18 protein-coding genes are annotated in these 24,344 nt (G+C 46.8%); 8 read left to right on the forward strand and 10 right to left on the reverse strand.

Features of this window, described 5'->3' with window-relative positions:
• Positions 1-27 precede the first annotated feature (27 nt).
• The 4 genes from QZT80_RS20485 to QZT80_RS20500 all read left to right on the forward strand — a co-directional run bounded on the left by QZT80_RS20485 (position 28) and on the right by QZT80_RS20500 (position 3,996).
• Positions 28-1,446, forward strand: coding sequence for a TlpA family protein disulfide reductase (locus tag QZT80_RS20485; RefSeq protein WP_295126497.1), 1,419 nt, complete (start codon positions 28-30; stop codon positions 1,444-1,446).
• A gap of 121 nt (positions 1,447-1,567) precedes the next feature.
• Positions 1,568-2,266 (forward strand): porin family protein, encoded by a 699-nt coding sequence (locus tag QZT80_RS20490; protein ID WP_295126500.1) that lies wholly within the window; start codon positions 1,568-1,570, stop codon positions 2,264-2,266.
• 57 nt (positions 2,267-2,323) lie between these two features.
• Positions 2,324-2,941: a porin family protein gene (locus QZT80_RS20495; protein WP_295126502.1), complete on the forward strand. Its 618-nt coding sequence runs from the start codon at positions 2,324-2,326 to the stop codon at positions 2,939-2,941.
• 335 nt (positions 2,942-3,276) lie between these two features.
• Positions 3,277-3,996, forward strand: a complete 720-nt coding sequence (locus QZT80_RS20500) for a porin family protein (protein WP_295126503.1) — start codon at positions 3,277-3,279, stop codon at positions 3,994-3,996.
• 180 nt (positions 3,997-4,176) lie between these two features.
• Here QZT80_RS20500 and metF read toward each other — a convergent pair whose 3' ends face one another.
• Positions 4,177-5,130 carry a methylenetetrahydrofolate reductase [NAD(P)H] gene (metF, locus tag QZT80_RS20505; RefSeq protein WP_295126506.1) on the reverse strand — a complete coding sequence of 318 codons (954 nt, stop codon included), beginning with the start codon at positions 5,128-5,130 and terminating at the stop codon, positions 4,177-4,179.
• A gap of 112 nt (positions 5,131-5,242) precedes the next feature.
• Between metF and lptB the strand changes: the two genes are divergently transcribed.
• The 4 genes from lptB (at position 5,243) to QZT80_RS20525 (ending at position 9,569) form a co-directional block, all read left to right on the forward strand.
• Positions 5,243-6,004 (forward strand): LPS export ABC transporter ATP-binding protein, encoded by a 762-nt coding sequence (gene lptB / locus QZT80_RS20510; protein WP_295126509.1) that lies wholly within the window; start codon positions 5,243-5,245, stop codon positions 6,002-6,004.
• 28 nt (positions 6,005-6,032) lie between these two features.
• Positions 6,033-7,553, forward strand: coding sequence for a GH3 auxin-responsive promoter family protein (locus QZT80_RS20515; RefSeq protein ID WP_295126512.1), 1,521 nt, complete (start codon positions 6,033-6,035; stop codon positions 7,551-7,553).
• A 52-nt stretch (positions 7,554-7,605) separates the two neighbouring features.
• Entirely contained in the window at positions 7,606-8,355 is a 750-nt protein-coding gene (gene fabG, locus QZT80_RS20520; protein ID WP_295126515.1) for a 3-oxoacyl-[acyl-carrier-protein] reductase, read from the forward strand.
• A gap of 161 nt (positions 8,356-8,516) precedes the next feature.
• Positions 8,517-9,569 carry a nucleoid-associated protein gene (locus QZT80_RS20525; RefSeq protein WP_295126518.1) on the forward strand — a complete coding sequence of 351 codons (1,053 nt, stop codon included), beginning with the start codon at positions 8,517-8,519 and terminating at the stop codon, positions 9,567-9,569.
• Here the strand turns inward: QZT80_RS20525 and QZT80_RS20530 are convergent, their stop codons facing one another.
• The 9 genes from QZT80_RS20530 to QZT80_RS20570 all read right to left on the reverse strand — a co-directional run bounded on the left by QZT80_RS20530 (position 9,570) and on the right by QZT80_RS20570 (position 22,940).
• Complete coding sequence (locus tag QZT80_RS20530) at positions 9,570-11,084, reverse strand: rhomboid family intramembrane serine protease (RefSeq protein ID WP_295126521.1); 1,515 nt, start codon at positions 11,082-11,084, stop codon at positions 9,570-9,572.
• A 75-nt stretch (positions 11,085-11,159) separates the two neighbouring features.
• A complete protein-coding gene (ricT, locus tag QZT80_RS20535; RefSeq protein WP_295126524.1) occupies positions 11,160-12,827 on the reverse strand; it encodes a regulatory iron-sulfur-containing complex subunit RicT in 1,668 nt (555 codons plus the stop codon).
• Positions 12,828-12,974: 147 nt separating this feature from the next.
• A complete protein-coding gene (locus QZT80_RS20540; RefSeq protein ID WP_295126526.1) occupies positions 12,975-14,111 on the reverse strand; it encodes a hypothetical protein in 1,137 nt (378 codons plus the stop codon).
• Positions 14,112-14,168: 57 nt separating this feature from the next.
• Positions 14,169-14,705, reverse strand: a complete 537-nt coding sequence (locus QZT80_RS20545; RefSeq protein WP_295126529.1) for a hypothetical protein — start codon at positions 14,703-14,705, stop codon at positions 14,169-14,171.
• A gap of 66 nt (positions 14,706-14,771) precedes the next feature.
• Entirely contained in the window at positions 14,772-15,287 is a 516-nt protein-coding gene (locus QZT80_RS20550; RefSeq protein WP_295126532.1) for a glutathione peroxidase, read from the reverse strand.
• 403 nt (positions 15,288-15,690) lie between these two features.
• The gene (recR, locus tag QZT80_RS20555) at positions 15,691-16,311 is read right to left on the reverse strand and encodes a recombination mediator RecR (RefSeq protein ID WP_295126534.1); all 621 of its coding nucleotides are present in this window, start codon (positions 16,309-16,311) and stop codon (positions 15,691-15,693) included.
• A gap of 20 nt (positions 16,312-16,331) precedes the next feature.
• Positions 16,332-17,783: an Ig-like domain-containing protein gene (locus tag QZT80_RS20560; protein ID WP_295126537.1), complete on the reverse strand. Its 1,452-nt coding sequence runs from the start codon at positions 17,781-17,783 to the stop codon at positions 16,332-16,334.
• Positions 17,784-17,854: 71 nt separating this feature from the next.
• A complete protein-coding gene (locus QZT80_RS20565) occupies positions 17,855-21,022 on the reverse strand; it encodes an ATP-dependent DNA helicase (RefSeq protein ID WP_295126540.1) in 3,168 nt (1,055 codons plus the stop codon).
• A gap of 1,369 nt (positions 21,023-22,391) precedes the next feature.
• Positions 22,392-22,940 (reverse strand): transposase, encoded by a 549-nt coding sequence (locus QZT80_RS20570; RefSeq protein WP_295126543.1) that lies wholly within the window; start codon positions 22,938-22,940, stop codon positions 22,392-22,394.
• Positions 22,941-24,344: the final 1,404 nt, after the last annotated feature.

Consider the following 24,344-nt stretch of genomic DNA (forward strand, 5'->3'; position numbering starts at 1 on the left):
ACCTTTTTTCCTATTTTTATGATCCCTATGCAAAAACTACTACTTACCACCATTGGCATTTTCTTTTGTGCTGTTCTGCATGCGCAGGGCTATAATATTACCGTAAAATTAAAGGGGTATAATAGCGGTACGCTGTACCTGGGTCATTATATGGGCAAAAGCACCTATTTGATGGACTCGGCACAGATCAGCCCTGCCGGGGTGGCAGTACTCAAAGGAACAGAAAAGGCACTTGGAGGCATTTATCTTATCGTGTTACCTGGTCGCCAGCGCTATTTCGAGATGCTGCTCGACAAGCAACAAACATTTTCTATAGCAGTAGATAGTGCCGACCTGCTTAAAGGTACCGTGTACACCGGCTCGCCCGACAATGATCTTTTCCTGAATTATAATAAATCGCTGGCTGGCATGGAGGCCGAAAACCAGGAAATACAAAGGCTGCTTGCCCTGCGAACTAAGGCAGATACCGCGAAAGCTGCATCGGCACAGCAGGCGATGTTCAAAAAGATCCAGGCAAAACGGGAAGAAATCATCAGTCAGCACCCCAAAGCGCTGCTTTCTGCCATCTTTAAGCTGATGAAAGATCCGGAAGTTCCTGCCACACTGCCTAAAAAAGCAGACGGTACAGCAGATTCCACTTTTCCCTACCGTTATTACAAAAGCCACTATTGGGATTTTACCGACCTTACTGATGGTCGCCTGGTTCGTACACCCGTATTCGAAAATAAGTTACAGAAATACTTCTCACAGCTCGTAGTGCCCGAAGCCGACTCTATTAACGCAGAGGCCGACAGGATACTGGCAAAAGCGCGACCCGATAAAGAGATGTTTAAGTTCGTGCTGTGGTGGTTAACGAACACATACGAAACGTCCCCTTACATGGGTATGGACGCTGTGTTCGTACATCTTGTGGAGAAATATTATGTGGCGGGCGATGCTACCTGGCTTACAGAAGATCAGAAGAACAAAATTATCTCACGTGCTTATACTATTGCCCCCAATCTTATTGGCCAGCCTGCAGCGCCATTGGTGCTGGAAGACTCCACCGGCAAGCCTGTATCGTTGTATAATATTAAGGGCAAATACACCATCCTCGTTTTTTGGGACCCAACCTGCGGTCACTGTAAAACAGAAATACCCCGCATCGATTCTGCATACAAAGCTATCTGGAAAGATAAGGGCATTGCCGTGTTAGGTGTTAAAACAGAGGGTACCAAAGACGAGTGGGTAAGCTTCGTTAAACAACACAAACTCACCGGCTGGACGCATGCACTTGACCCGCAAAACAAGAGCAATTACCGCCGCTTATATGATGTATACAGTACACCCGTAATATACCTGTTAGATGAAAAGAAAAAGATCATCGCGAAACGTTTAGGCGTGGAGCAATTGATCGGTTTTCTACAACATCTCGATACACAAGCAACAAAAACAGTCAGTAACTAGTTAACATTAAGACCCTCTTCAGTAACCTGGTTTTCAATAAGTTAAAAGACGTTAACATTCCTTTGGCATAGTCTTTGGCATTTAACGGTCAAACAAACAACTCAATTTTAAACTTTAGGTTATGACAAAGAAAATCTTATTCTCTATTGCAGCACTAGGTATCGCGGTAGGTGCATCTGCACAGGCACGGCTGGGAGTAAAGGGCGGCTTAAATCTTTCGAACATTACAGTATCAAACGACGGGTCGGTAGACAATAACAAGATGTTGGCCGGGTGGAATGCCGGTCTTGTAGCTGACTTCCCGCTTTCTGACATATTATCGATTCAGCCAGGTGTATTTTACAGCACTAAAGGCTCAAAAGTAGAAAGAGGTAATTCAGGTGATGTAGATTATTTCAAATCCACTACTAACCCCGCTTACATCGAAATTCCAGTAAACTTCGTGGGTAAAATTCCGTTAGGCGGAGATGGTTCTAACAAGTTCTTTATAGGTCTTGGACCATACGCTGCCTTTGGTATAGCCGGTAAAAATAAGTACCAGCTTGGTTCAGGTGACCTTGCTGTAACTGGTGAAAGCAATATCAAGTGGGATGATGATAGCCCATTTAATACAGGTGATCCTAACCAGGGTTTTGACAAATATAAACGTTTTGATTGGGGTGGTAACATCTTAACCGGCTTTGAATTCGGAAATGTAATCGTATCTGCACAGTATGGCCTGGGTTTTGCTAAGATCCTGTCCGGTGAAGATGATAGCAGGAACGATAAGAACAAAAACAGGGTGTTAAGCTTTTCTGTAGGCTATTTATTTGGCAGATAATAAGCTTTCACCTAACAACAAAGCCTAGTTAAAAACCAATTATAAACAAAGTAAATCATGAAAAAAGTATTGTTATCGGCCGCGGCGCTGTTTATTGCAGGTCTTTCTTTTGGTCAGGCAAAATTCGGTATCGTTGCAGGTCCCAGCTTTTCAAGCGTAACCACTAAAGTTGGTGGTGATAAAGAAACCAGCGACATCAAAGTTGGTGTTAGAGCAGGTTTTACTGCCGATATTCCACTGGCAGATGAATTTTATATTCAGCCCAGCCTGTTGTACGTGGGAAAGGGCAGTAAAGATAGCCGCGACTTTATTGGCGGAACAGACATCAGCTACGAAAGGTCCTTACATTACATCAACGTTCCCGTAAACTTCCTGTTCAAACCAGAAGTGGGCACGGGTAATCTTATCCTGGGCGTTGGTCCGTACTTCGCATACGCAGTAGGCGGTAAGTTCGGCAGCAACTCCGACGATATTTTTGAAGACGACTACCTGGACGGCGTGAAGCGTTTTGATTCCGGCGGTAACCTACAGTTTGGTTACGAGATGAAAAGCGGGCTCAATTTTACGCTAAACGCAGAAATGGGCTTCATTAACCTCCGTCACGACGGCGACAACGATAACGCTTTCAGGAACAACTCCTTCGGCGTATCCGTAGGTTACAAGTTCGGTCGCTAACTAACTGAAAAATAAGGCAATACATTAGTATCCAGCCGCAGCTAAGCATTAAGAAAAAAAATATTGATGCTTAGCCTGCCGGCTGGATATTTTATTTGGAAAAAAACAGCAACCTTTATACCTGTAATTTGTTCAGCTATCCTAATTACCCCTACGAACAGAGAGAACTAGATAATCATAGGAATTAGATTTAAGTACCGGACACCCACCTGAACACCTTGTGAATATGAATCCCTTGCTAGCGCGGTTTTAGCCGTTGCCCGGTATTAAGTATTATGCCCCATGCTAAGAGCAGTTTAATCTCGACGGTTATAATCCAGAAAACAGAGAAGCACATGAAACAATTCTACGGTATTTCCCTTATCCTCATTTTCCTTATTTCCACCGTATGCAAAGCGCAGGTGAGCGTTGGCGTACAAGCGGGATATACGATCGCCGATCTTAAATTCGATGGGCAAAACCGCGCCGATTATAGTAATGTAGCATCGTTTACTAAACCGGTAAAAGGTATACATGTCGACGTGCTGTTCAACATTCCGCTTCTGCCTAATAACCTTTATTTACAGCCGGGCCTTCGGTTTGTAACGAAAGGTACCGAGTTCACCCCCGTTAAATATGCGCAGCCTGATCTGATAGATGCGTATGTTACATCTGGTACCCGTATGCGTTTATCTTATCTTGAAGTGCCGGTAAACCTGGTGTATAAACAGCCGATTGGTATCGGCCGCCTGTTATTGGGCGCGGGTCCTTATGTGGCTTACGGCCTCGATGGCCGCTACGAGTTTAAAGTAAGCCGCAACGGCAACACCGTTAAAACAGGCTCCCGTAGCATCGATTTTTCTAAATCATCTAACACCAACTCCTCCGTTATCCGTATTCTTCCGTGGGACTTTGGCATAAACGGTATGTTGGGTATCGAATTCAATAATCACTTTATCCTGAGTGCGAACTATGCAATGGGTTTTGTGGACATCGACCGTACTGCCGCCACTACTACCCAAAACTATTACATGGGGCTCACCCTGGGCTATCTTTTTAACCGCGAAGACCACTAGGCTTTTTTTCCTGAGATTTTTTTTGCCGTGCGTAGGGGTATGCACGAATGGGCGCGTCTTTTTATTGAATCATCACAATAAGTGAAAACACATTTAAAGGTGTGACAGTTATAGGGAAAAAAAGCCATCGCGTTTCTACACGATGGCTGCTTTTTTTATAGAAGTTCAGCTATGTTTTAGTTAGATGACGGCCTCCACCACCTGCTGGATCACTTTAGGTTTGCCGAGGGTGTAGTAATGCAGCACCGGGGTGCCTGCCGCTTTCAGTTCCTTCGATTGTTGGATAAGCCACTCCGTACCCACCAGCTCCACATCCTTATCCGTTTTACATTTCAGTATTTCATTAGACAACTCTGTAGGAATATCTACATGGAAAATTCGAGGTAACACCGTCAGTTGCTTTTTAGACGTAATCGGTTTAAGGCCGGGGATGATAGGCACTTTAATACCAGCCTCGCGGCATTTCTTTACGAATTCAAGGAACTTGTGATTATCGAAGAACATCTGCGTAACAATGTAATCGGCCCCGGCCTCCACCTTTTTCTTCAGGTGCTCGAGGTCGTTTTGCATATTGGGTGCTTCGAAGTGTTTTTCGGGATACCCTGCCACACCTATGCAGAATTTGGTTTTGAGCCCTTCTACCAGGTCTTCTTCAAGGTAAATGCCATTATTCATATTAGATACCTGGTGCAGCAGGTCAATGGCATAACGGTGACCGTTGGGGTGAGGCTCGAAAAACGATTCGTTTTTGGGCGCATCGCCGCGTAGTACCAGCACATTGTCGATACCCAGGAAGTTAAGGTCGATCAGGGCGTTTTCTGTTTCTTCCTTGCTAAAGCCACCGCAAATAAGGTGAGGCACCGCATCTACGTTATAATGGTTCATGATAGCGGCGCAAATACCTACCGTGCCGGGGCGCTTGCGGATCTCCACCTTTTCGAACGAGCCGTCTGCCCGTTTTTTGAACATATGCTCACTACGATGATAAGTTACATTGATAAAAGCAGGCTTAAAGGCCATCAGTGGATCAAGGTGATCATAAATCGACTCAATACTTTTGCCTTTTAACGGGGGAAGTATCTCAAAAGAGATGAGTGTATCCTTTGCCTGAGCAATATGTTCAGTAACTTTCATATGTTGTGCGCGGATTATCTAAAACCCGGGCAAAAATAATATATCGGTACATAATTAGCTAATAAAGGCTTTGAGAGTACTATTTTCTTATTTTTGCGAAGTTTGCATATATATGTCACTAAGGATACATACCGAACAGCTAGTAAAACGCTATGGCGCCCGCACCGTGGTTAACCACGTGTCAGTAGAAGTGAGTCAGGGCGAAATAGTAGGATTGCTGGGCCCTAACGGGGCTGGCAAAACCACTTCATTTTATATGGTAGTGGGACTTGTTAAGCCTGATGAGGGCGAAGTATTTTTGGAGGATGTAAATATTACGAAGCTGCCGATGTTTAAACGGGCGCAAATGGGAATTGGCTACCTGCCTCAGGAAGCCTCCATTTTCCGTAAACTGAGCGTGGAAGATAATATCTCCGCAGTACTGGAAATGACCGAGCTTACCAGGGCGCAGCAAAAAGAGAAACTCGAAAGTCTGCTCGGAGAGTTCCGTTTGCAGCATGTGCGCAAAAGCCCGGGCGACGTACTCAGTGGTGGCGAACGGCGCAGAACTGAAATAGCCCGTGCCCTGGCGGTAGACCCTAAGTTCATCCTGCTCGATGAACCTTTTGCCGGTATCGACCCCATTGCGGTAGAAGACATTCAATCAATTGTAGCCAAGCTTAAGTACAAAAACATAGGTATCCTCATCACGGACCACAACGTGCAGGAAACACTTTCCATCACAGACAGGGCGTATTTGTTGTTTGAAGGCAAAATCCTGAAGGCTGGCTCGGCTGAGGAACTGGCAGAAGATGAACAGGTTAGAAAAGTGTATCTTGGCCAGAATTTCGTGCTGAGACGCAAGAATTACCTTGACGAAGCCGCTAAACAATAACACGCTTTTCACCCTACGATAAACCTTTATGAAGATTTTAAGTCCCGCAATATCACAGTTGGCAAGGTTGCGCATGGGCCGCATCGAGTATTTTATGCAATACCCGCTACAGGTTCAGCAGCAGGTGTTCCAAAACCTGCTCAGCGCTGCGCAATACACCGAGTTTGGTAAACAATACGGGTTCTCCAATATTTTTAAGATAGAAGAATTTAAATCCCGCGTGCCCGTACAAAACTACGATTCCATCAAAGGATATATCCACAGGATGATGGAGGGAGAGCAAAATGTACTATGGAACACACCTATCAAATGGTTCGCAAAATCCAGCGGCACCACCTCGGATAAAAGCAAATTCATTCCTATTTCAGTAGAGAGCCTGGACGAGTGCCACTACCGCGCCGGCCGTGATATGTTTTCACTGTATTACAATAACTTCCCCGATTCGGAACTGCTTACCGGTAAAGGTCTGGCCATTGGTGGCAGCCACCAGGTAAATAAGTTATCGCCCGATGGTGATAGTTATTATGGTGACCTGAGCGCCGTAATGCTGCAGAATATGCCGTTTTACGGCAACCTGGTACGTACCCCCGACCTTTCTATCGCCCTTATGGATGAGTGGGAAGAGAAGATAGAACGGATGGCCCAGGCCGTAATTCACGAAAACGTGACCTCCATTGTAGGTGTGCCCACCTGGACCATCGTACTGATCAAACGTATATTTGAGCTTACCGGTACCGATAACCTGGCCGACGTTTGGCCTAACCTGGAACTGTATGGCCATGGTGGCGTAAGCTTTACGCCCTACCGTGAACAGTTTAAAAAGCTGATCAGGAAGCCTAATATGCATTACCAGGAGTCTTACAATGCCTCCGAAGGCTTCTTCGCCTCGCAGGATGTAATGGGCGAGGAGGGAATGCTGCTTTTCCTGAACCACGGCATCTTCTACGAGTTCATGCCCATGGAGGAATATGGAAAGGAGCAGCCCCGCACCCTGCAACTCAACGAAGTTGAACTCGGCAAAAACTACGCACTCATCATCAGCACCAACGGTGGCCTTTGGCGTTACATCGTTGGCGATACCATACAATTCGTTTCACTGGCGCCTTACCGCGTACGTGTAAGTGGCCGTACCAAATCGTTCATTAACGCATTTGGGGAAGAACTGATCGTAGATAATTCGGACAAAGCGATTGCTGCCGCCTGTGAGGCAACCGGCGCCGTGGTAAACGATTATACCGCAGCTCCCATCTATTTCAGCGATGAAGGTAGTGGTGGGCACGAATGGCTCATCGAATTTGACACAGAGCCCGATAGCCGCGAGAAGTTTGTGACCGTGCTGGACGACACGTTGAAGAAAGTTAACTCCGACTACGAAGCCAAACGCCATAAAGATATGGCGCTGCGTTTGCCTGTTGTACACGTGATGCCGCCAAACACCTTCTGCGAATGGTTAAAAAGCAAAGGTAAACTGGGCGGGCAGCACAAAGTGCCAAGACTCAACAACGAACGTAATCACCTGGAAGAAATACTGGCCTTTATCAAAAAATAAAACCATTCATCTTTACCTATTTTTTTACCAATTGTTAAACTGACAACAAAAAATGAAATTACTTGAAAACAAAGTGGCGATAGTAACAGGTGCGAGCAGGGGAATTGGTGAAGCTATTGCACTGATGTTCGCAGAACATGGCGCTAATGTGGCTTTTACATATGTAAGTTCCGACGAAAAAGCGAAGGCATTGGAGGAAAAACTGACCGCCAAAGGCGTTAAGGCTAAAGCTTATAAAAGTAATGCCGGCGTATTTGCAGATTGTGAAGCATTGGTAAACGACGTAGTTAAAGAATTTGGTACCATTGATATTTGTGTGAATAACGCAGGTATTTCTAAAGATAACCTGCTGCTGCGCCTCAGCGAAGAGCAGTGGGACGATGTGATGGACATTAACCTGAAGAGCGTGTACAACATGACCAAACTGGTTATACGCCCAATGATGAAAGCCCGCAGCGGTTCAATCATCAACATGAGCTCTATCATTGGAATGAAAGGTAATGCGGGGCAGAGCAGCTATGCAGCCTCTAAAGCAGGTATCATCGGGTTCACCAAATCCATTGCCGCCGAAGTGGGCAGCCGTAACATCCGCGTTAACGCAGTAGCACCGGGTTTTGTGGAAACAGATATGACCAGCTACCTGAAAGATGGCGATGGCGCTAAGGCATATATCGACAAAATTCCTTTAGGCCGTTTTGGCAAACCGGAAGATATTGCTAACACCTGCCTGTACCTGGCTTCTGATATGGGCGCTTACATTTCCGGCCAAACCATCAGCGTTTGCGGTGGCTTAAACATGTAATTTTTATACTGATAATAGAGATGGGCTGCTTTGTTCTGCAAGGCAGCCCATCTTTTTTTGTCAACCTAAATCATTTATTTACAGCAGCTTAGAATAAACAGCGTTTAAAGTTTTCGGAAAGCCGGGCAATTTCTGTTATTTCGCGTGGCAATTTCAGGCATATGATTAACGTACAGCAAATACAGGACCTCGAGCGTTTTATTATCCATAAAGTGGGCAACTCCTCGCAGGATGAACCGCTGTTGCTTTCGCAACAACCTTTCGAACTGCAGGACGAAACGGTCACCAATTTGCTGCTTACCTACTTCATACAGCCATTTACCAACAACGGCGAATATTTTCGCTTTACCCACGAAGCGGATATCCAACTGAACGAGATCTACAAATACTGTAGCCTTATCTTCGAGGATAAGGAAAGCTTCACCGACCAGTCGGTAAACATCGCCAAACACCTGTACAAACACAGCACGCACCCCAAAATCAAAGGCGGGGAGCTGTACATTGTATATTTTTCCAAATGCCTGGTAGATGGGGAAGAGGTGGAAGCAGTAGGCATCTTTAAATCAGAAAATAAAGACACTTACCTTAAAGTATTCCTTAACAGTGACAACTACGAAGTAAACTACGACGACGGTATTAACATCAGCAAGCTGGATAAAGGCTGCCTGGTGTACAACCTCGAAAAAGAAGAAGGGTACAAAGTGAGCGTGATAGATGCCGTAGGCAAACAAAACGAAGCGGTTTACTGGAAAGATGCGTTTTTACAGGTGGTGCGCCGCGAAGATAATTACCACCAGACCGAAACCATGGTGAACCTCTGCAAACAGTTCGTTGAGCAACGCCTGCCCGAAGAATATGACATGAACCGCGCCGACCAGATCGACCTGCTGAACCGTACTGCCACTTACTTCAAAGAAAAGGAAAACTTCCAGATGGAGGAGTTTGCCACCGAAGTGCTCGGCAACCAGGACGCTATTGAATCGTTTAAAGAATACCGCGAACACTACCAGCAGGAATACCGCCTGGACGTGCCCGACGAGTTCGAAATTTCAGGCCCGGCCATGAAAAAGCAGCAGCGTGTATTCAAAAGCATCCTGAAGTTAGACCGCAACTTCCATGTATATATACACGGAAACCGCGAACTGATAGAACGCGGTTTCGATGAGGCAAGTAATATGCAGTTTTATAAACTCTTCTTCGAGGAAGAGAAGTAGTTATTTAATGTAAAAACCAAGCAGGGCTATCTTTTTCTTCTCTACCTGCAACTGGTCAAACAGTTCGTCTATACGACTGTTGTAGTGGTAGTCGCCCATTTCTACACGGGCATACTGCACTTCATAGTATTCTTTATAAAGGCTGTAATACTCCCGCAACGCTTTGTTCACCTTTTTGGCACCGGGCGAATAAGTGCTTTCGTTCATTTCTTCCAGCAGGTGCAGGTTTTGGTCCATATAATAAATACCAAAGTTTTTGATCTTATTACTGATAGATGCGTCGGCGTAGAGCGTACGGCCATTACCGATAAGCGTGTAATCAGAAACGGTGGAGGCCATTCCTTCATTGCGTTTCAGGCGGTCTACCTGGTCGGCATACTCCTGCGCGTTCCATTTCATACTAAAGAAAAGGATGATGGCTATTACCGCAACAATGGCCGTGCTGGTAGTAAAGGCCCACTTTTTAAGCCATTCTTTCTTTTCCTGGAAGATGGCGAAATAGTAGCCCCTGGTAAGCAGGAAACCAAATATCAACCCGCCAAAATGTGCGCCATGATCGATGCGGCTACCCTGTACAAGTGCAATCACATAATTAAAGCAAATGGTGATCAGGATGCTGATAAGCAGCGACTGCCGTTCTACAGGTTCAATCAGCTTCTTCAACGACAACATGGCCAGCAGGATGCCGATAAGTCCATAGATAGCACCGGATGCGCCAACAGATGGGATAAGATCGTTCCACCAAAGGCTGGTGGTTGAGGCGGCGAAACCGCAGATCAGGTAAGCCGCCAGGAACTTCCACGAGCCAATAATCCTTTCGAGATAAATGCCGCAAACCATCAGTACGTACATGTTAAAAAACAGGTGCAGTACGTCGAGGTGCATAAATACTGATGAAAAGAGCCTCCATGGCTCGTCGGTAAGTGTGTATAGTTTAAAGTCCGCGCCGAATTGTATCAATATTAACGGGTGTATGGCGAGAAAAGAGTTGCCCGTAAACAAAGTGGTAAGGCCCAGCAAAAGGTACACGAGTACATTAAGGGTGATGAGGATGGGCGTTACGTAATAACCGGGCACCGGTTTAAATACAGCGAAAAAGCCATCCACTATACGCTCACGGCTGCTGGAAATATAAGACTGAGCAGCGTCTTCACGAGTAGCTTCGCGGCGTACAGCAAATTCGGCGTCCAGCTTTTCGGGTGGTGTATTCTCCGCAATGGAAGCAATAGCCTCTGTAAGTTGCCGCAGGTTTCTCCGGTTCTTGTTAAAGTCGATGATTTGCATGCCCATGCTGGTACTCGCAAATTCGGCTTCGTAATCGGAAACGTTCACCACCACGCGGTCGTGAAAAGAGAGAAAAGAGAATGGGGTAACGGCGCTCACACTGTCTTCAGTCACTTTGCTGATGTTCCAGCCAAGCAGTTCCATGGCCATCCAGGATAGAGATCGGTATTGGTCGGGCGTGTATTGGTCCAGGTATACGCTGGTTTGGGCCCTGGGAGGGAAGCCAATCATAGGAGAATAGGTTCGGGTTTAGGAGATAAGGTTAAAAAAAGCAGCGTAGTTGGCTACGCTGCTGCAAATATATTATTAATTATTGTTATCTGGAGGATTTGGTGGACGTTGGCCCTGCGGGGGGCGATTGTCCTGCCTCGGTTTCTGCTGGCCTTCGGGCCTTGGTGGCCTGTTTTCCTGCTTCTGACCTTCTGGTCTCGGAGGTCTGTTTTCCTGTCTTGGCTTTTGGCCGCCTTCAGGTCTTGGTCCTCTTTCCGGCCTTGGCCCCTGACCTTCAGGTCTTGGTTTCTGGCCTTCCTGTTTAGGAGGGCGCTGGCCACCTTCTGGTTTAGGTCCGCGGTTTTCCTGTCTTGGCTTTTGGCCGCCTTCAGGTCTTGGTCCTCTTTCCGGCCTTGGCCCCTGACCACCTTCAGGCCTCGGTCCCCGTTCATTGCGCTGACCTTCAGGACGCTGACCTTCAGGGCGTGGGCCGCGGCCCTCCTGTTTAGGTTCTCCTTCTGGCCGTGGCGGACGGTTACCCTGCCTTTGCTTCTGGGCGTTTTCGCCTTTAGGCTTTTGCTGGCCCGGCTGCTGGTTACCACCTCTGTTATCTTTAGCCTGCGGTTGCTGGCCTTTTTCTTTATTCTTCTGCTTACGCTTCTGCGAAGCTTTTTCCAGGGAGCGGAGGCTGATCTGACCTACAACGTCCACAAAACCAAGATCTGCTTCCTTGTTCGGTTTGCCGGAAACAATTTCCACTGCTTTCAGTTCGTCCGGTTTAACCCCCTGCCTGTTAAGCTGGCGGATCTCTTTAACGCGGGTGATAGTAAGCGGGTATTGTTTGCTGCTATTGTCGTAGGAATACCACATCAGGTTTTTGAAGATGTCGCGTTTCTGCAGCGAAGCGGTGCCGCCGGCTGTTTCGATCGTATCAGCATCTTCAGGAAATTCCTTCAGTGCGTCCAGGTAAGTATCCAGTTCGTAGTTCAGGCAGCATTTAAGACGGCCGCACTGGCCGCTGAGTTTTGCCTGGTTGATTGAGAGGTTCTGGTAGCGGGCGGCGGTAGTATTTACCGATTTGAAATCAGAGAGCCAGGTAGAACAACATAGTTCGCGTCCGCAGCTACCAATACCACCTACCTTGCCGGCTTCCTGGCGGGCGCCTATCTGGCGCATTTCCACCTTCACCCTAAACTCGGAGGCAAATATTTTAATGAGCTCGCGGAAATCCACACGGTCGTCGGCAGTATAAAAGAAAGTTGCCTTTCTGCCGTCGGCCTGAATTTCTACCTCAGTAAGTTTCATTTCAAGTCCCAGGTTACGGGCCAGCGCGCGTGCTTTTACCAACGCTTCTTTTTCGCGGGCCTTGTTATCCTGCATCCTGTTAACATCGTCGTTAGTGGCGCGGCGAAGCAGTTTTTTTACTTCCGGCGTATCGTCAACGCGGCGTTTTTTCATCTGGAGTTTTACCAGTTCCCCGGTAACGCTCACCATGCCTACGTCGAAGCCGCTAACACCTTCCACGGCCACCATATCTCCTTTCTCAAAGAGCTGTTTGGTGACATTGCGGAAAAAATCCTTACGACTGCCGTTATTAAAACTTACTTCTATAATGTCAAATGGTGCTAAACTATCACCAAGGGGTATATTCGCCAGCCAGTCAAACACATTGAGGCGATTACATCCGCCACTGTCACATCCTCCGTTACTCTTACACCCTGACGGCTTCCCTTCCGCACCTGTACCACATCCGGCACAAGCCATATTATATCAATTTAAAATTTACAAATAAAACAATTCCAGCCTAAAGCCAAGTTCTTTTAAAAATACAGATTTAGTTTGAGTAAACAAAAAGAGCAGGCAATAACAACAAAGGTAAGTGTTATGCCTTATATAACAACAACTGCCGCTTTATACCGGCATCGGGCGGTTACGGAAGATGTATTGCAGTTTTATAGAGAGCGCATGAAACAGCATTTTGCCGTTGGCATTACGTTCTATATGATAACAGGCATTGTCCAGTTCCCCGGTGATCAGTTGCATCTGCTCAAGGTTAGCCAGCTTTTGCAGCTTGGCGGCAAAGTCCATTTCCTCTTCGGAGAAAGCCAGCTGGCTGCGGTCCATAAACTGCAGGCGAACGGAATGTTCCAGCAGGTTAATGAAGTAACGCAGGAACTGCTTTTGGTTCTCACGCCCCATTTTAGCGTTGGAAATCAACTCCACCCATTCCTGTAACGCAATCCGGTTTTGTGTAAAAATGTAGTTGAGCCAGTTGCGCAACAGTTCGTGATAATCGTTTTCGGCATGTTGCAGCAGGTGAGTAGCCTCGCGGTAATTGCCGGCGGCGATAGTGGCTATTTGCCTTGCCTTTGGTTCGGGCGTGTGGTTACGTGCGGCCAGTGCTTTCACCACGGCATCTTTCGGTAAGGGGTTTATTTTAACCAGTTGTGTGCGCGAAAGTATAGTCGCCAGTATCTGTTCCTGGTTTTCGGCGGCCAGTATAAAAATGGTATTGGCAGGCGGTTCTTCTATGAGTTTGAGCAGGCGGTTCCCTTCGTTGCCCAGGTATTCGGGCATCCACATCATCAGTATTTTGTACTGGCTCTCAAAGCTTTTAAGGCTCAGTTTGCGGATAATGTCCTGGCACTCGTGCGTGGTAATGTTCCCCTGTTTGTTTTCGGCACCAATAAACTGTAACCAGTCGTATGCGTTACCATAAGGCTGTTGCGAAATAAACTCGCGCCATTCGGAAGCATAGTCGGTACTGATAGGTTTATCGCCCGACTTGCGTGGTATAACAGGGTAAGAATAATGAATATCGGGATGGATGTATTGCGAAGCTTTGATACAGGCCGAACATTTGCCGCATGAGTCGTACTCCTGGCGGTTTTCGCAAACCAGGTATTGCGTAAAGGCAAGCGCCAGTGGTAATCCGCCAGCCCCTTCGGGCGCCAGGAATATCATGGCATGACTAAGCCTGTTGTTATTAACAGCGTGTATTAAATGGTCGCGTACTTCCTCCTGGGCTATGACATCTGAAAAAAACATTGTAACGATTAGTTCAGCCGTGAAAATAGCACAAAAGCAGGTGATTTTCGCGGTGAATTATCGGAGCGACTGGAAGCAAACTTTACTGAAGTAACCGCTGGCCGTAAATGCTGGTGAACTGGTGCTGACGTAGTAACTGCCGGTAATAGTGCGATTTACAGGATCTACCGTAGTGATGTTGATGGAGGCCGTATCGGTAATCGCAAATTGGTAGGAACTGCCGGCGGAAATACCTACGAGTATGCGTCCGCTGCTGTCGGTCCCGGTGCGCGAGTAGGTGTATACACCGACCGGAATGCTGTCGGATTGTAGTTCGGAGTAGGTACGGTAGTGGCCCGTGGTGATATTGGCAATTACTTTAACCGAATCGGCAATGGCTTCAACGCTCAGCAGTTTGTAGCTGCCGGCGATGTTAGTAATGCGGATCATATTTGAGCTTACGAGCGTCAGCTGTTGTGGCCGTCCGCCAATCGTGAGGCCGATGGCCGATTGAGAACAATTCTCGGCCATCCCGTCGTCGGAACCGCAGGCGGAAATTAATAGCGCAAACAGACCTGTCACCAGCGTATTCAAGGGGCGTAAAAGTGTATTCATTCGGTATATTGGTTTTTCCTGGAGGCCTATAAATGTGCCGGACAATAAGCGTCCGGCACTTAAAGGCTAATATTTCTTCTCAATGGCAGCGATCACTTCTGGTGCCAATGGTAATGTTTTAGGAGGAAATACCGCTACGAGGTTGCCTTTTTCGTCGAGCAGGTATTTCTGAAAGTTCCAGGTAACCTGGTCGGGCGTAAAGTTTTTAGCTTTGCTTTCCGCCAGCAGCCATTTGTACAGCGGGTGGATATCGTCGCCCTTCACCGAAATTTTAGCGGTCATGGGGAAGGTAACGCTGTAATTGCTTGTGCAAAACTGCTGTATCTCCGCATTTGTACCCGGTTCCTGGCCATTGAAGTTATTGGCCGGGAAACCTACGATCACCAGTTCGCCCTTGTATTTTTGATACAGCGCCTCGAGGCCTTCGTACTGCGGCGTAAGTCCACACTTCGAAGCCGTGTTAACGATGAGGATCTTTTTCCCTTTATATTCAGAGAAACTGATCTTCTTTTTACCATCCAGTGCCTCTACTTTAAAGTCGTAGATACCACCTTTGGCAGTAACGAAAAGTAAAGCAGACATTAACATTATTTTGAACATATCTCTGTGGCTTTTTATTGATTGATATAAAGTTAGGCATCCTGACCCAATATCCCGTGATAACTATTTGTTAATGGTTAAAATCAGGTTAAGCGGTTTATTAAGTGGCTTTTGCGCAAAGATTTTTATTTGGGAAACGGGCGATGGAATCTGTATGGAGCCGCCGTTGTGTCACACCCTTCAGCGACAGGTCCTCCCCAGGCTTTCCTTTCTATTCCATTATGCGGTGTATCTGTCGCAGGGAGTGACCTTTAGGTTTATAGTTCGGTGTATACACTGTACCGCGATGGGACTAAGGGAACGCTGCCCAATGTTGTTGCTGTCGCTGAAGGGTGTGACACAACGGGGGCCTAATGGTTATACTGAAGCTGATACCCAACTCTTATTACTTGTTCTGAAGGTAGTTTTCAAGTGGCAGACGGTTAGTCAGCGACCGCGCGAGGGTCATTTCGTCTGCGTACTCCAGCTCGCCGCCAAAGGCAATACCGCGGGCGATCGTGGTTATTTTTACGGGAAGATCTTTTAACTTTTTAGAGAGGTAGTAGATGGTGGTATCGCCTTCGATGGTAGGGCTAACGGCCATGATTACTTCTTCCACACCTTGCTGTTGCACCCGCTCTACCAGGGTGTGAATGTTAAGCTGGTCGGGGCCAACACCATCGATCGGTGAAATGATGCCGCCGAGTACGTGGTAGGTGCCATTAAACTGTTGCGTGTTTTCGATCGCGATTACATCACGGATACTTTCCACTACGCAAACTACCTTTTGATTGCGGGTGGAGCTTGCGCAGAGATTGCAGGTGTCGTGGTCGGAAACGTTATGGCATTGCTTACAGAACTTTATCTGGCGGCGCATGCGGGTGATGACTTCGCCAAATTGCTCTACCTGCGGGGTTTCCTGCTTCAGCAAGTGCAAAACTAACCTCAGCGCGGTTTTTTTACCGATACCGGGGAGTTTGGCAAATTCATTCACCGCATTTTCAATCAAAGCAGAAGAAACAATCATACAACAAAGGTAACTAATATCTAGAGGGTAATGTTCGGGTTTACGTTCCAGTTGGGCTTAATCTGTACCGGTTTTGGGAAGGGGAATACCTTTTCGGGCTGTTTTTTCGGTGTTCCGTAGTAAATGCCCGTGTCCCAAATGCCGTTGCCGTTTTCGTCTACCAATATCCGGAGTTCGTAGTCGCCGGGTTGTATCAGGTCGCGTTTCCAGGTTCCAGAGCTGATGTCGCCACTGTATTTTACCTCTTTATTGGAAACAAGCTGCACGATGAACTGTACACTATCTTTGATTTTCAGGTAGTTAGTATCCACCAGTTTCATGCTGATGGAAACGGTGCCGTAATCGGACCTCTCTTTTGTCGTGAACCGGATCGTGTCTGATTTAGCAAATGGCTGATTAAGTGTGTCTGTCGCAAAACCCTGGGGAAGAATAAGCTGGTAGGGCGTTCCCTCTTTCCAGGTATAAGTCATCTGTAGGGTTTTTCGTACAGAGTCGTCCATTTTTGCAGTAAATGCAACGCGGCGCAGGGTAGTATCTTCCAGCAGTAATATTTGGGTGGAGTCGAGATTACCTACGCGGAGCGAAAAACCAATACTCAATGGTTCGCCGAGTTCCTGCAAGCCGCCCGCCAGATTGGCACTTGCCTGTAGCGTAGGTTTTTTCTTTTTAGTTCCTTCCTTCTCTTTCTTTTCCTCCGGTTCCGGCTCTTCTTCCTCGGGCGGAGCAATAACAACTGTGTCTTTTTCGCGGAAAAGGGCCATGTTAACACCGGTTACGTTGGCACCGAGAATGATTGCGCTGTCCACAAAACCAATATATTCCGAGTGCTGAGTGTACTGCAGGTCACGATCTTCTTCTTTTAAGGCGAAGATCTTGTATTTGCCAGGCGCCAGGTTTTTAAAACGGAAACTGCCATCACCCCTGCTTTTAGCATAGTATAACGGTTTTTCCTTAGATACCACGGAGTCTTCCATGTTCGAATACAGGAAAACGCCCACGGTACTGTCTACCATACCCGTTTCCGCATTAATCGTGGTGCCCGACAGTTGGAGTGAATCGAGGTAATCGCCGGTAGACACCACGTACTGGAAATCGTTGATGGGATTACGTTCGTTCAGGTCGCGGATGGCGTCGTTGAAGTTGAAAGTGTAGGTGGTATTAGGTTTGAGCGTGTCTTTTATCGCAATAGTGATCGTCCGCAGTTTGGCGGTGATCGTGGGCGTACGTTTCAGGGTGGGCGAAACGATCAGCTTTTCTATCACGTTATCAAGTTCGATATACTCGTTAAAGGTGAAAGAGATTTTCTTGCTGGAAAAATGCAGCGACGAATCCGGCGGACTAACCGACAATAATCTTGGAGGCAACGAGTCTTTAGGACCGCCGCCCGGAGGCACGATATTCGCACATTGCGTTAAAAAGCAGGAGATTACCACCATCAGCACCAACGCCCCGAACCTGAAAATCTGATTCATATTACCTAAACGGATGTATTAAAATATTTGCAAACTTAGTGCCTTTCGGCAAAAAACGGCCCAAATTCCTGCTATGCCTCTTCTTCCTCACCACCGGTGAGTTCATGTAGCGCAACCTGTAGCTTATTATCCTTTACGAAATTGCACCAGCGGCAATCTTCTTTACCACAGCCAGTGTAAAATTCCTTGTTCTGGATTTTTGACCAAACCTCGGTAATCTGCTGGGTAACGGTTGTAATATCTTCAGGGGTAATGAACACCTTTTCTTTGTGATACTCCTTTTGCTTGTTGGGTTCCACGAAGTCGAACTCGGTACTCACCACGCGCCAGTTCTTTTGCTTGTAATTATCGAGCAGTATTTTATAGAACACCGCCTGCCGCCAGTAGTCGCCGCCATTCGGATCACGTTCGTTAGGGCGTTCGAATTTGCGGTAGTCCTTGATGGCTTTCTGGTAATCGCCGGTTTTGTAATCTACCACGTTCACTTCGCCGCCATCAAACTCCAGTTTATCAATTTTACCTTTGATAGGCACTCCGTTCACTGTGATGTTGCGCAGATTACGTTCTACGCTCACGATGGTGTTCCAGTGTGGCAGGTATTTGTCGTAATAATCACCGAGTATATCGATACCATATTCCATGCGCCGGTCGAACGATTCGCGGGTAAAGCATTCGCGGTTGCGCATCATGCTGGCTTTGAAGTCGCGGAGAAATTCTTCTTTTGCGGGAAATGCGTTATGGTTCGTTTGCATTTTCTGGAACAGCTTTTCCAGTGCATAGTGTACCGCGGAACCAAATTCCGTGTTCTCCGACCGGCCGGATGGTACACGCACCAGGTTTTGGTAGAAGAAGGATAGCGGGCAGTTGAGATAATTGTTGAGCGCCGTAACGTTCATGGCAAAGTTGCCCAGCAGGGCATCTATAAACAGCTGGTCCACCTTCTGGATTTCCGGTGCCAGTTCTTTACCATATTGTAGTACTTCGAAATCAAAGAGGATTTCCTCGTTGAGTTCTATTTTATGATTCGGCAGGATGTGCTGTTCGAGTATTTCTGCAATGAACATGCTCGGTTCCAGCGGTTTGCCATCCTGGCGGAATTCAGGGTAGGAGATATAAAGGTATTTCTCCGCACGCGTAACCGCCACGTAAAACAGGCGACGAAGTTCCTGCTCATCGGTGGAGGTCGACTGGGTGGTGAATACCGTGTCGGGGAAAGCGAAACCTGTACTGTTCTTACGTTTGCCCTCCCAAAGGTGTTTGTTAGCCCCGGCAATAAACACATATTCGAACTCCAGGCCTTTGGAACCGTGCGCAGTGATCAGGTTCACGCCCTTTTCGTTCCCGGATACCTGTACCAGGGAAATCGGGATATCGTTGTCTTCCATGAGGTCTATCACAGCCATCAGTTCCCGTATCCTCATGTTTGGATTACGATGGGTCTCATCTTTCACGAAGTCGAACATGGCCTGTAATACTTTCATCAGCCATATTTTTTCCGGCGAATCCATAATGTAACGAAGAATGCCGCCATCACCTATGATGCTGCTGAACAATTGCTGAAGTGTAAGATTTTGCGACTCCGCCAGCCATTTTTCCAGCATGCCGCCCAGGGCGAGTATCTCGTCTGGCGGTGCGGTAGAAAATAGGGTAGGGTTGCGGGCCTTATTCCATTCCTGGATATATTGACGGATGGAAGTTTTACCGTCGGTATAACTCTTTTCGTTTGTACGTATGCTTACGAGTGCGGCTTCTATCGGAGCGATCCTGTAGAAGTCGTAGTGCATGATCTCGAACAGGATATCATCGCCACTATTTGGAGTTTCCAGTTCCGCTGCAATGTAGCGAAGCAGCTGCAGGATTTTCCGGGCGAAAGGTATATCGAATAAATTGGTGTTTCTTTTTGAGTAGAAGGGGATGCCTTTCAGGCGGAAATACTGCGTAAGGTCTTCGCCATACCTATTTTCCTTGTAGATGACGGCTATTTTGCCTGGCTGTACACCTTGTTTAACCAGTTTGTCTACCTCCAGCGTAATGCCGGCCATCTCGTCGCGACTGGTATTATAGCGATGTATCTCAGGGGGAATATCAAGTGCAATGAGTTTAGCATTACTGGCAGCAAGGTGTTTACTTAAGCCGGGAAGTTGGTTTACAAGTCGCGAGTTGCCATTGTTTTCGATCAGCGACATCGACGCGTCCAGTACATTCTGTACGGAGCGATAGTTTTGGGTAAGTACTACCGTATGGAGGTCTTCCGCAAAACTGCTGGCAAAAAGTTCCATGTTTTCCACGTTGGCGCCCTGGAAACGGTAGATCGACTGATCATCGTCGCCCACCACGAATACGTTGGGTTTATCCTCGTCCCTGATCAGCAGTTGGATCAGTTTATTCTGCGTACCGCTGGTATCCTGGTATTCATCGACGAGCAGGTATTGAAAACGTTCCTTATAATCGGAGAGCAGCGCGTCGTTTTCTTCAAATACCCTGATCACCCAGTTGATCATATCGTCGAAATCGTAACGGTTGGCCTTGTGCATTTCCCGCTGGAAGTTGTCAAATTGTTCGACAGCGGCTTCCAGGCGCGACATCTTCTCTTGTTCCACTTCAATTTTGTCAGTACGCACATCTCCCTTTTTGAATACCTTGGTGGCCCGTTTGCAGATATATTCCTCGCGGAGCGGCAGGCTGTCGATATAGACTTTGATGCGTTCTTTAATAAATGCCGACGTCCAGCCCTCCCGTTTCATTGTGGAGAACAGCCAGGCGAGGTTTCGCATATCGAAATACACATCACCGCGGTATCTTTTCAAAGGATTGTCCTTGGGAAAGGCGTCAATCAATTTCTTCAGCATCTGGATTTTTTCCAGGTCGGAAATCGGATCGAGTGTGTTTTTTTCGAACAGAGCGAGGTTATCCTGTATTACTTCGTTACAGAAAGAGTGGAAAGTATGGATGTTAACGCGGTAGGCGTCCGGGCCGATGAAGTCGGTCAGACGTTTGCGCATGGCTACAGTTCCTGCATCGGTATAAGTAAGACAAAGAATGTTTTGAGGAAGGAAGTCCGTGTCCTGAAGGATTTTGCCGATGCGGGAGGCCAGGATCTGCGTTTTACCCGTTCCCGGACCTGCAATTACCATCACCGGGCCTTCGGTGTGATCTACGGCGTCGCGCTGCCTTTCGTTGAGGCGTGTGTAGACGTCTGTAAATCGTTGTATATATTGCTGATTATCGCGTGCTATCATTATAAGAGTTCGTACTTAAAGGTAAAGTTATTACCCCATCGGGGAAAATGTACTTTGAAGAAACACCTGCAAAATTAAGGGAAGCTATTCAATCGGCGAACTCGTTCATTTTGTGTGTTTTATTGCGGTAGTTCTGCCAGTTGATCCCGAAACCGCGTTTGTTGATTTGCATATTTAAGATACTCATTTTGTGTATTAAGAGGGCAATGCTGCGAAGCCGGCTAACACTGGGTTCCACTATTGTCCCCGTTACTGTCGCTGATAGACCTTGCAGGTAATAGAACATAAAGATCGCTTCTCAATGCGTTTTGTTCCTGCAATAATTGCCAGCGATAGTTTATTACAGAATATCCGCACGGTGTAAAAGTTCCCGTTGTTTAACATTTTGAAGGAAAGCAAGGTCGTTTCTGCTTTTTTACGCTCCGTCGGGCTGATAAGTCAATTGCATCATTCGAGGTACTTTCGATCAGTAAACAGTCCCCTCACTGGATCTGCTGTGCTGTTAATGCCCGATGCTTATTCAATCCTGCGTTGGGTCGTCCGGGCAGCCGCAGTTTATGTGAAAGGTTGTCTTTCCGTTTAGTCCGATAATGAATTTCAGACGAACGCCTATACGTGCAGTGGCGGATTGGCGTCATTTTGCCAGTGAGTTCCTTGCCGGCTTACAGGCCAGCGCAGAAACTCGTCTTCCTATTTTTCAATGACTAACTGAGCCCCGGTGATTGAAGTGGTTTTGATTAGCGAAACGGTCTTTCCGAGGGTTTGTTGCATACGGCAATGCCCCTGTACATTGCGTCTTTGCTGGTTATTTACACGCCATGAGTTTAACGGAAAGCCTGTCTTTCTTTATGTCTTACGCCGATAGCGATGCACAGACTACTGTTCATACGTACGGCGTATTTCATCGTTCTTAGTGAGCCTCTTTGCCAGCTTACGGGCCAGCGAGGAAGCTCGTCGCCCCACTTTCGATGACTAATTGACCCCCAGTCCATTAAAAGTGGTTTTGATCAGCAAAAAGGTTCTTCTCCTCGGATTTTACTCCGTGGATGGATGCCCTTTACATTCACCCTTTTGCTTGATATTGCAGGCGACATGAGTTTATACAGATAACGTGCCTTTCATTCATCTTGCGCCGGTGGTGATGAACAAACGAATGGCCTTAACACGTTACTTTTCCGTCATTCTGTAGTTAGCTCCTTTGCCGGCTTACGGGCCAGCTCGGAAGCCCCATCCCACTTTTCAATGATTGATTTACCCTTAAATGCAGTGAAAATATTTTTGATCAGCCAAACGGTCTTTCTATGCTATTTACATCGCAGATAACATCCCGGGCAAGTAAATTTCTCGATGTATATTCCGTATTCGTCTACTATTCCGGACGATTAGGTGGAGGACCGCTCGGTCGCTGCAGATGTTCCGAAATATCTGTCAGCATCTTCCATTGATCTACTTTAGAGTAATAGAATTTCGCGGAAGAGTAGTGATAGTGCTGCGGTATTTTGCAAATCATAATATCGCAGGGGGCAATATGCATGAACATTAATTCAGACTGTGCTTCCTGGTAAGTAAGTATGATTTTTTTGCTGCCATTACGTTCCCAAAATTGATAGATACGGTCGGTCCGATTGCTCCTGAATGACTCTAATTCGGGCAGATTTTCGGATTTGAGGTAGTGTTTGATCTTTTGTGCGGTGTATTTTGAAAACATTTGCTGCACGTTTTTGTCCTTCCACTCATCCTGCTTTTGCCAAAGTACTTGCACATACCTAGGCATGATCACAAAGCCATACAGGACAATTCTTTTTTCTTTAACGAGAAACTTAAGACTGTTGATTATAATCTTTTTATGTTCCGGCCTTGTTAGTAAGGCTTGCTGTTTGTAACAGCACATCGTTGAGAGTTCCACGATGTTCGTCATGTACTACGATTTTAAGAGTAAAAAAATTTTTTTCAGAGAGTTATTAGAGAGGAAAGGGCCCGCCGGGCCGCATCCCAAAAACTTCCGCAGCGGGCCCGGACATTACGAGTGCTGCACTAGCCCGGGCAGCTAGTCTCATAATGCCAATTATTGTTAATCGGATTAAGTACTGACGTCGGGCCTCGCGGTGGCGGCGCCGGTAGGCTCGATGAGAAACAGATTTTAGATTGAGTACGACATTCGTTTAAAAGCATGGTATTTCAGTGCGTTAGTGTTTTCTAATAATTTACTGCGTGGCTGACCGTCAGTCAGGCGATCCTTGTTGGTTGCTCTCGTTGACTTATGTATCCCATCCTTTCTTTCTGCCCGTCACCTATCTTTTGTACATGTGTTATTGCGCTGTTTGTTAGCTAGTCATTTAAGGTAGGAGGGCGTTTTTGTACAGTCGTCCATACAGCGTTGCACACCCGATACAGGCCGGCTGGCACCCTCCTCCTTTTTCGTCAATATATTTATTCCTTCTTTCTGTTATCACATCTGCGTCGATTATCAATTTCTATGAGTCTTAGAAGAAAGGTCGCTTCTCCCGTACCATGCCCAAGATGCCCATCCAAAGACGGTACGGAATCCACAACCTCTCGCTATCTGTGTGTGGTCTCAGAGAAAAAGTTAAATGCTCTCCAATTACCCCCTTCTGTTATGCGCATCCATGTTCAGTTATTACTTCTTAGTTTTAGAAGAGAGGTCGCTTTTCCCGCACCATGCCCAAGATGCCCATCCAAAGACGGTACGGAATCCACAACCTCTCGCTATCTGTGTGTGGTCTCAGACAAAAAGTTAAACGCTCTACAGTTTATCCCTACCTGCTGTTATGCGGGTCCATGTTCAGCTATTACTTCTTACAAGCTTTAGAAGAGAGGTTGCTTTTCCCGCACCATGCCCAAGATGCCCATCCAAAGACGGTACGGAATACACAACCTCCACTATCATGTGTGATGTCAGGCAAAAAGTTAATTGCCTGCTTTACCCCTTTTGGGTAGTGTGTACATCACTCGCTTATTTGCCAGACCTCCTTAACACAACTTTTAAAGGGAGCCGCTTCCGGCTTCACGTGATCCCTGCTATGCCCCAATTAGCAAGGGATACCGCGGCTCCCGGTGTAATCTGGTCCTGCTGTGTAAAAAAACATCGCTGCCAGCGTAATTGACAGGCATAGCTCCGCCTCAACGAATTATTCGTTCATTCATAATTATGGTTACAAAGCCTTGTATTAAAAATGGTTCCTAATACCGCCAGGTACTTTAGCAGACATAAAGAATACTAGCAACGGCAGTCACCTGCCAGGACCTTCAAGTCAAATTACCAGTAAATCTTGTTTCGCCTATAACCCATCTGCAACTAGAG

Origin of the sequence: uncultured Chitinophaga sp. (assembly GCF_902168175.1) — a bacterium.
In the GTDB taxonomy this organism is placed as follows: domain Bacteria; phylum Bacteroidota; class Bacteroidia; order Chitinophagales; family Chitinophagaceae; genus Chitinophaga.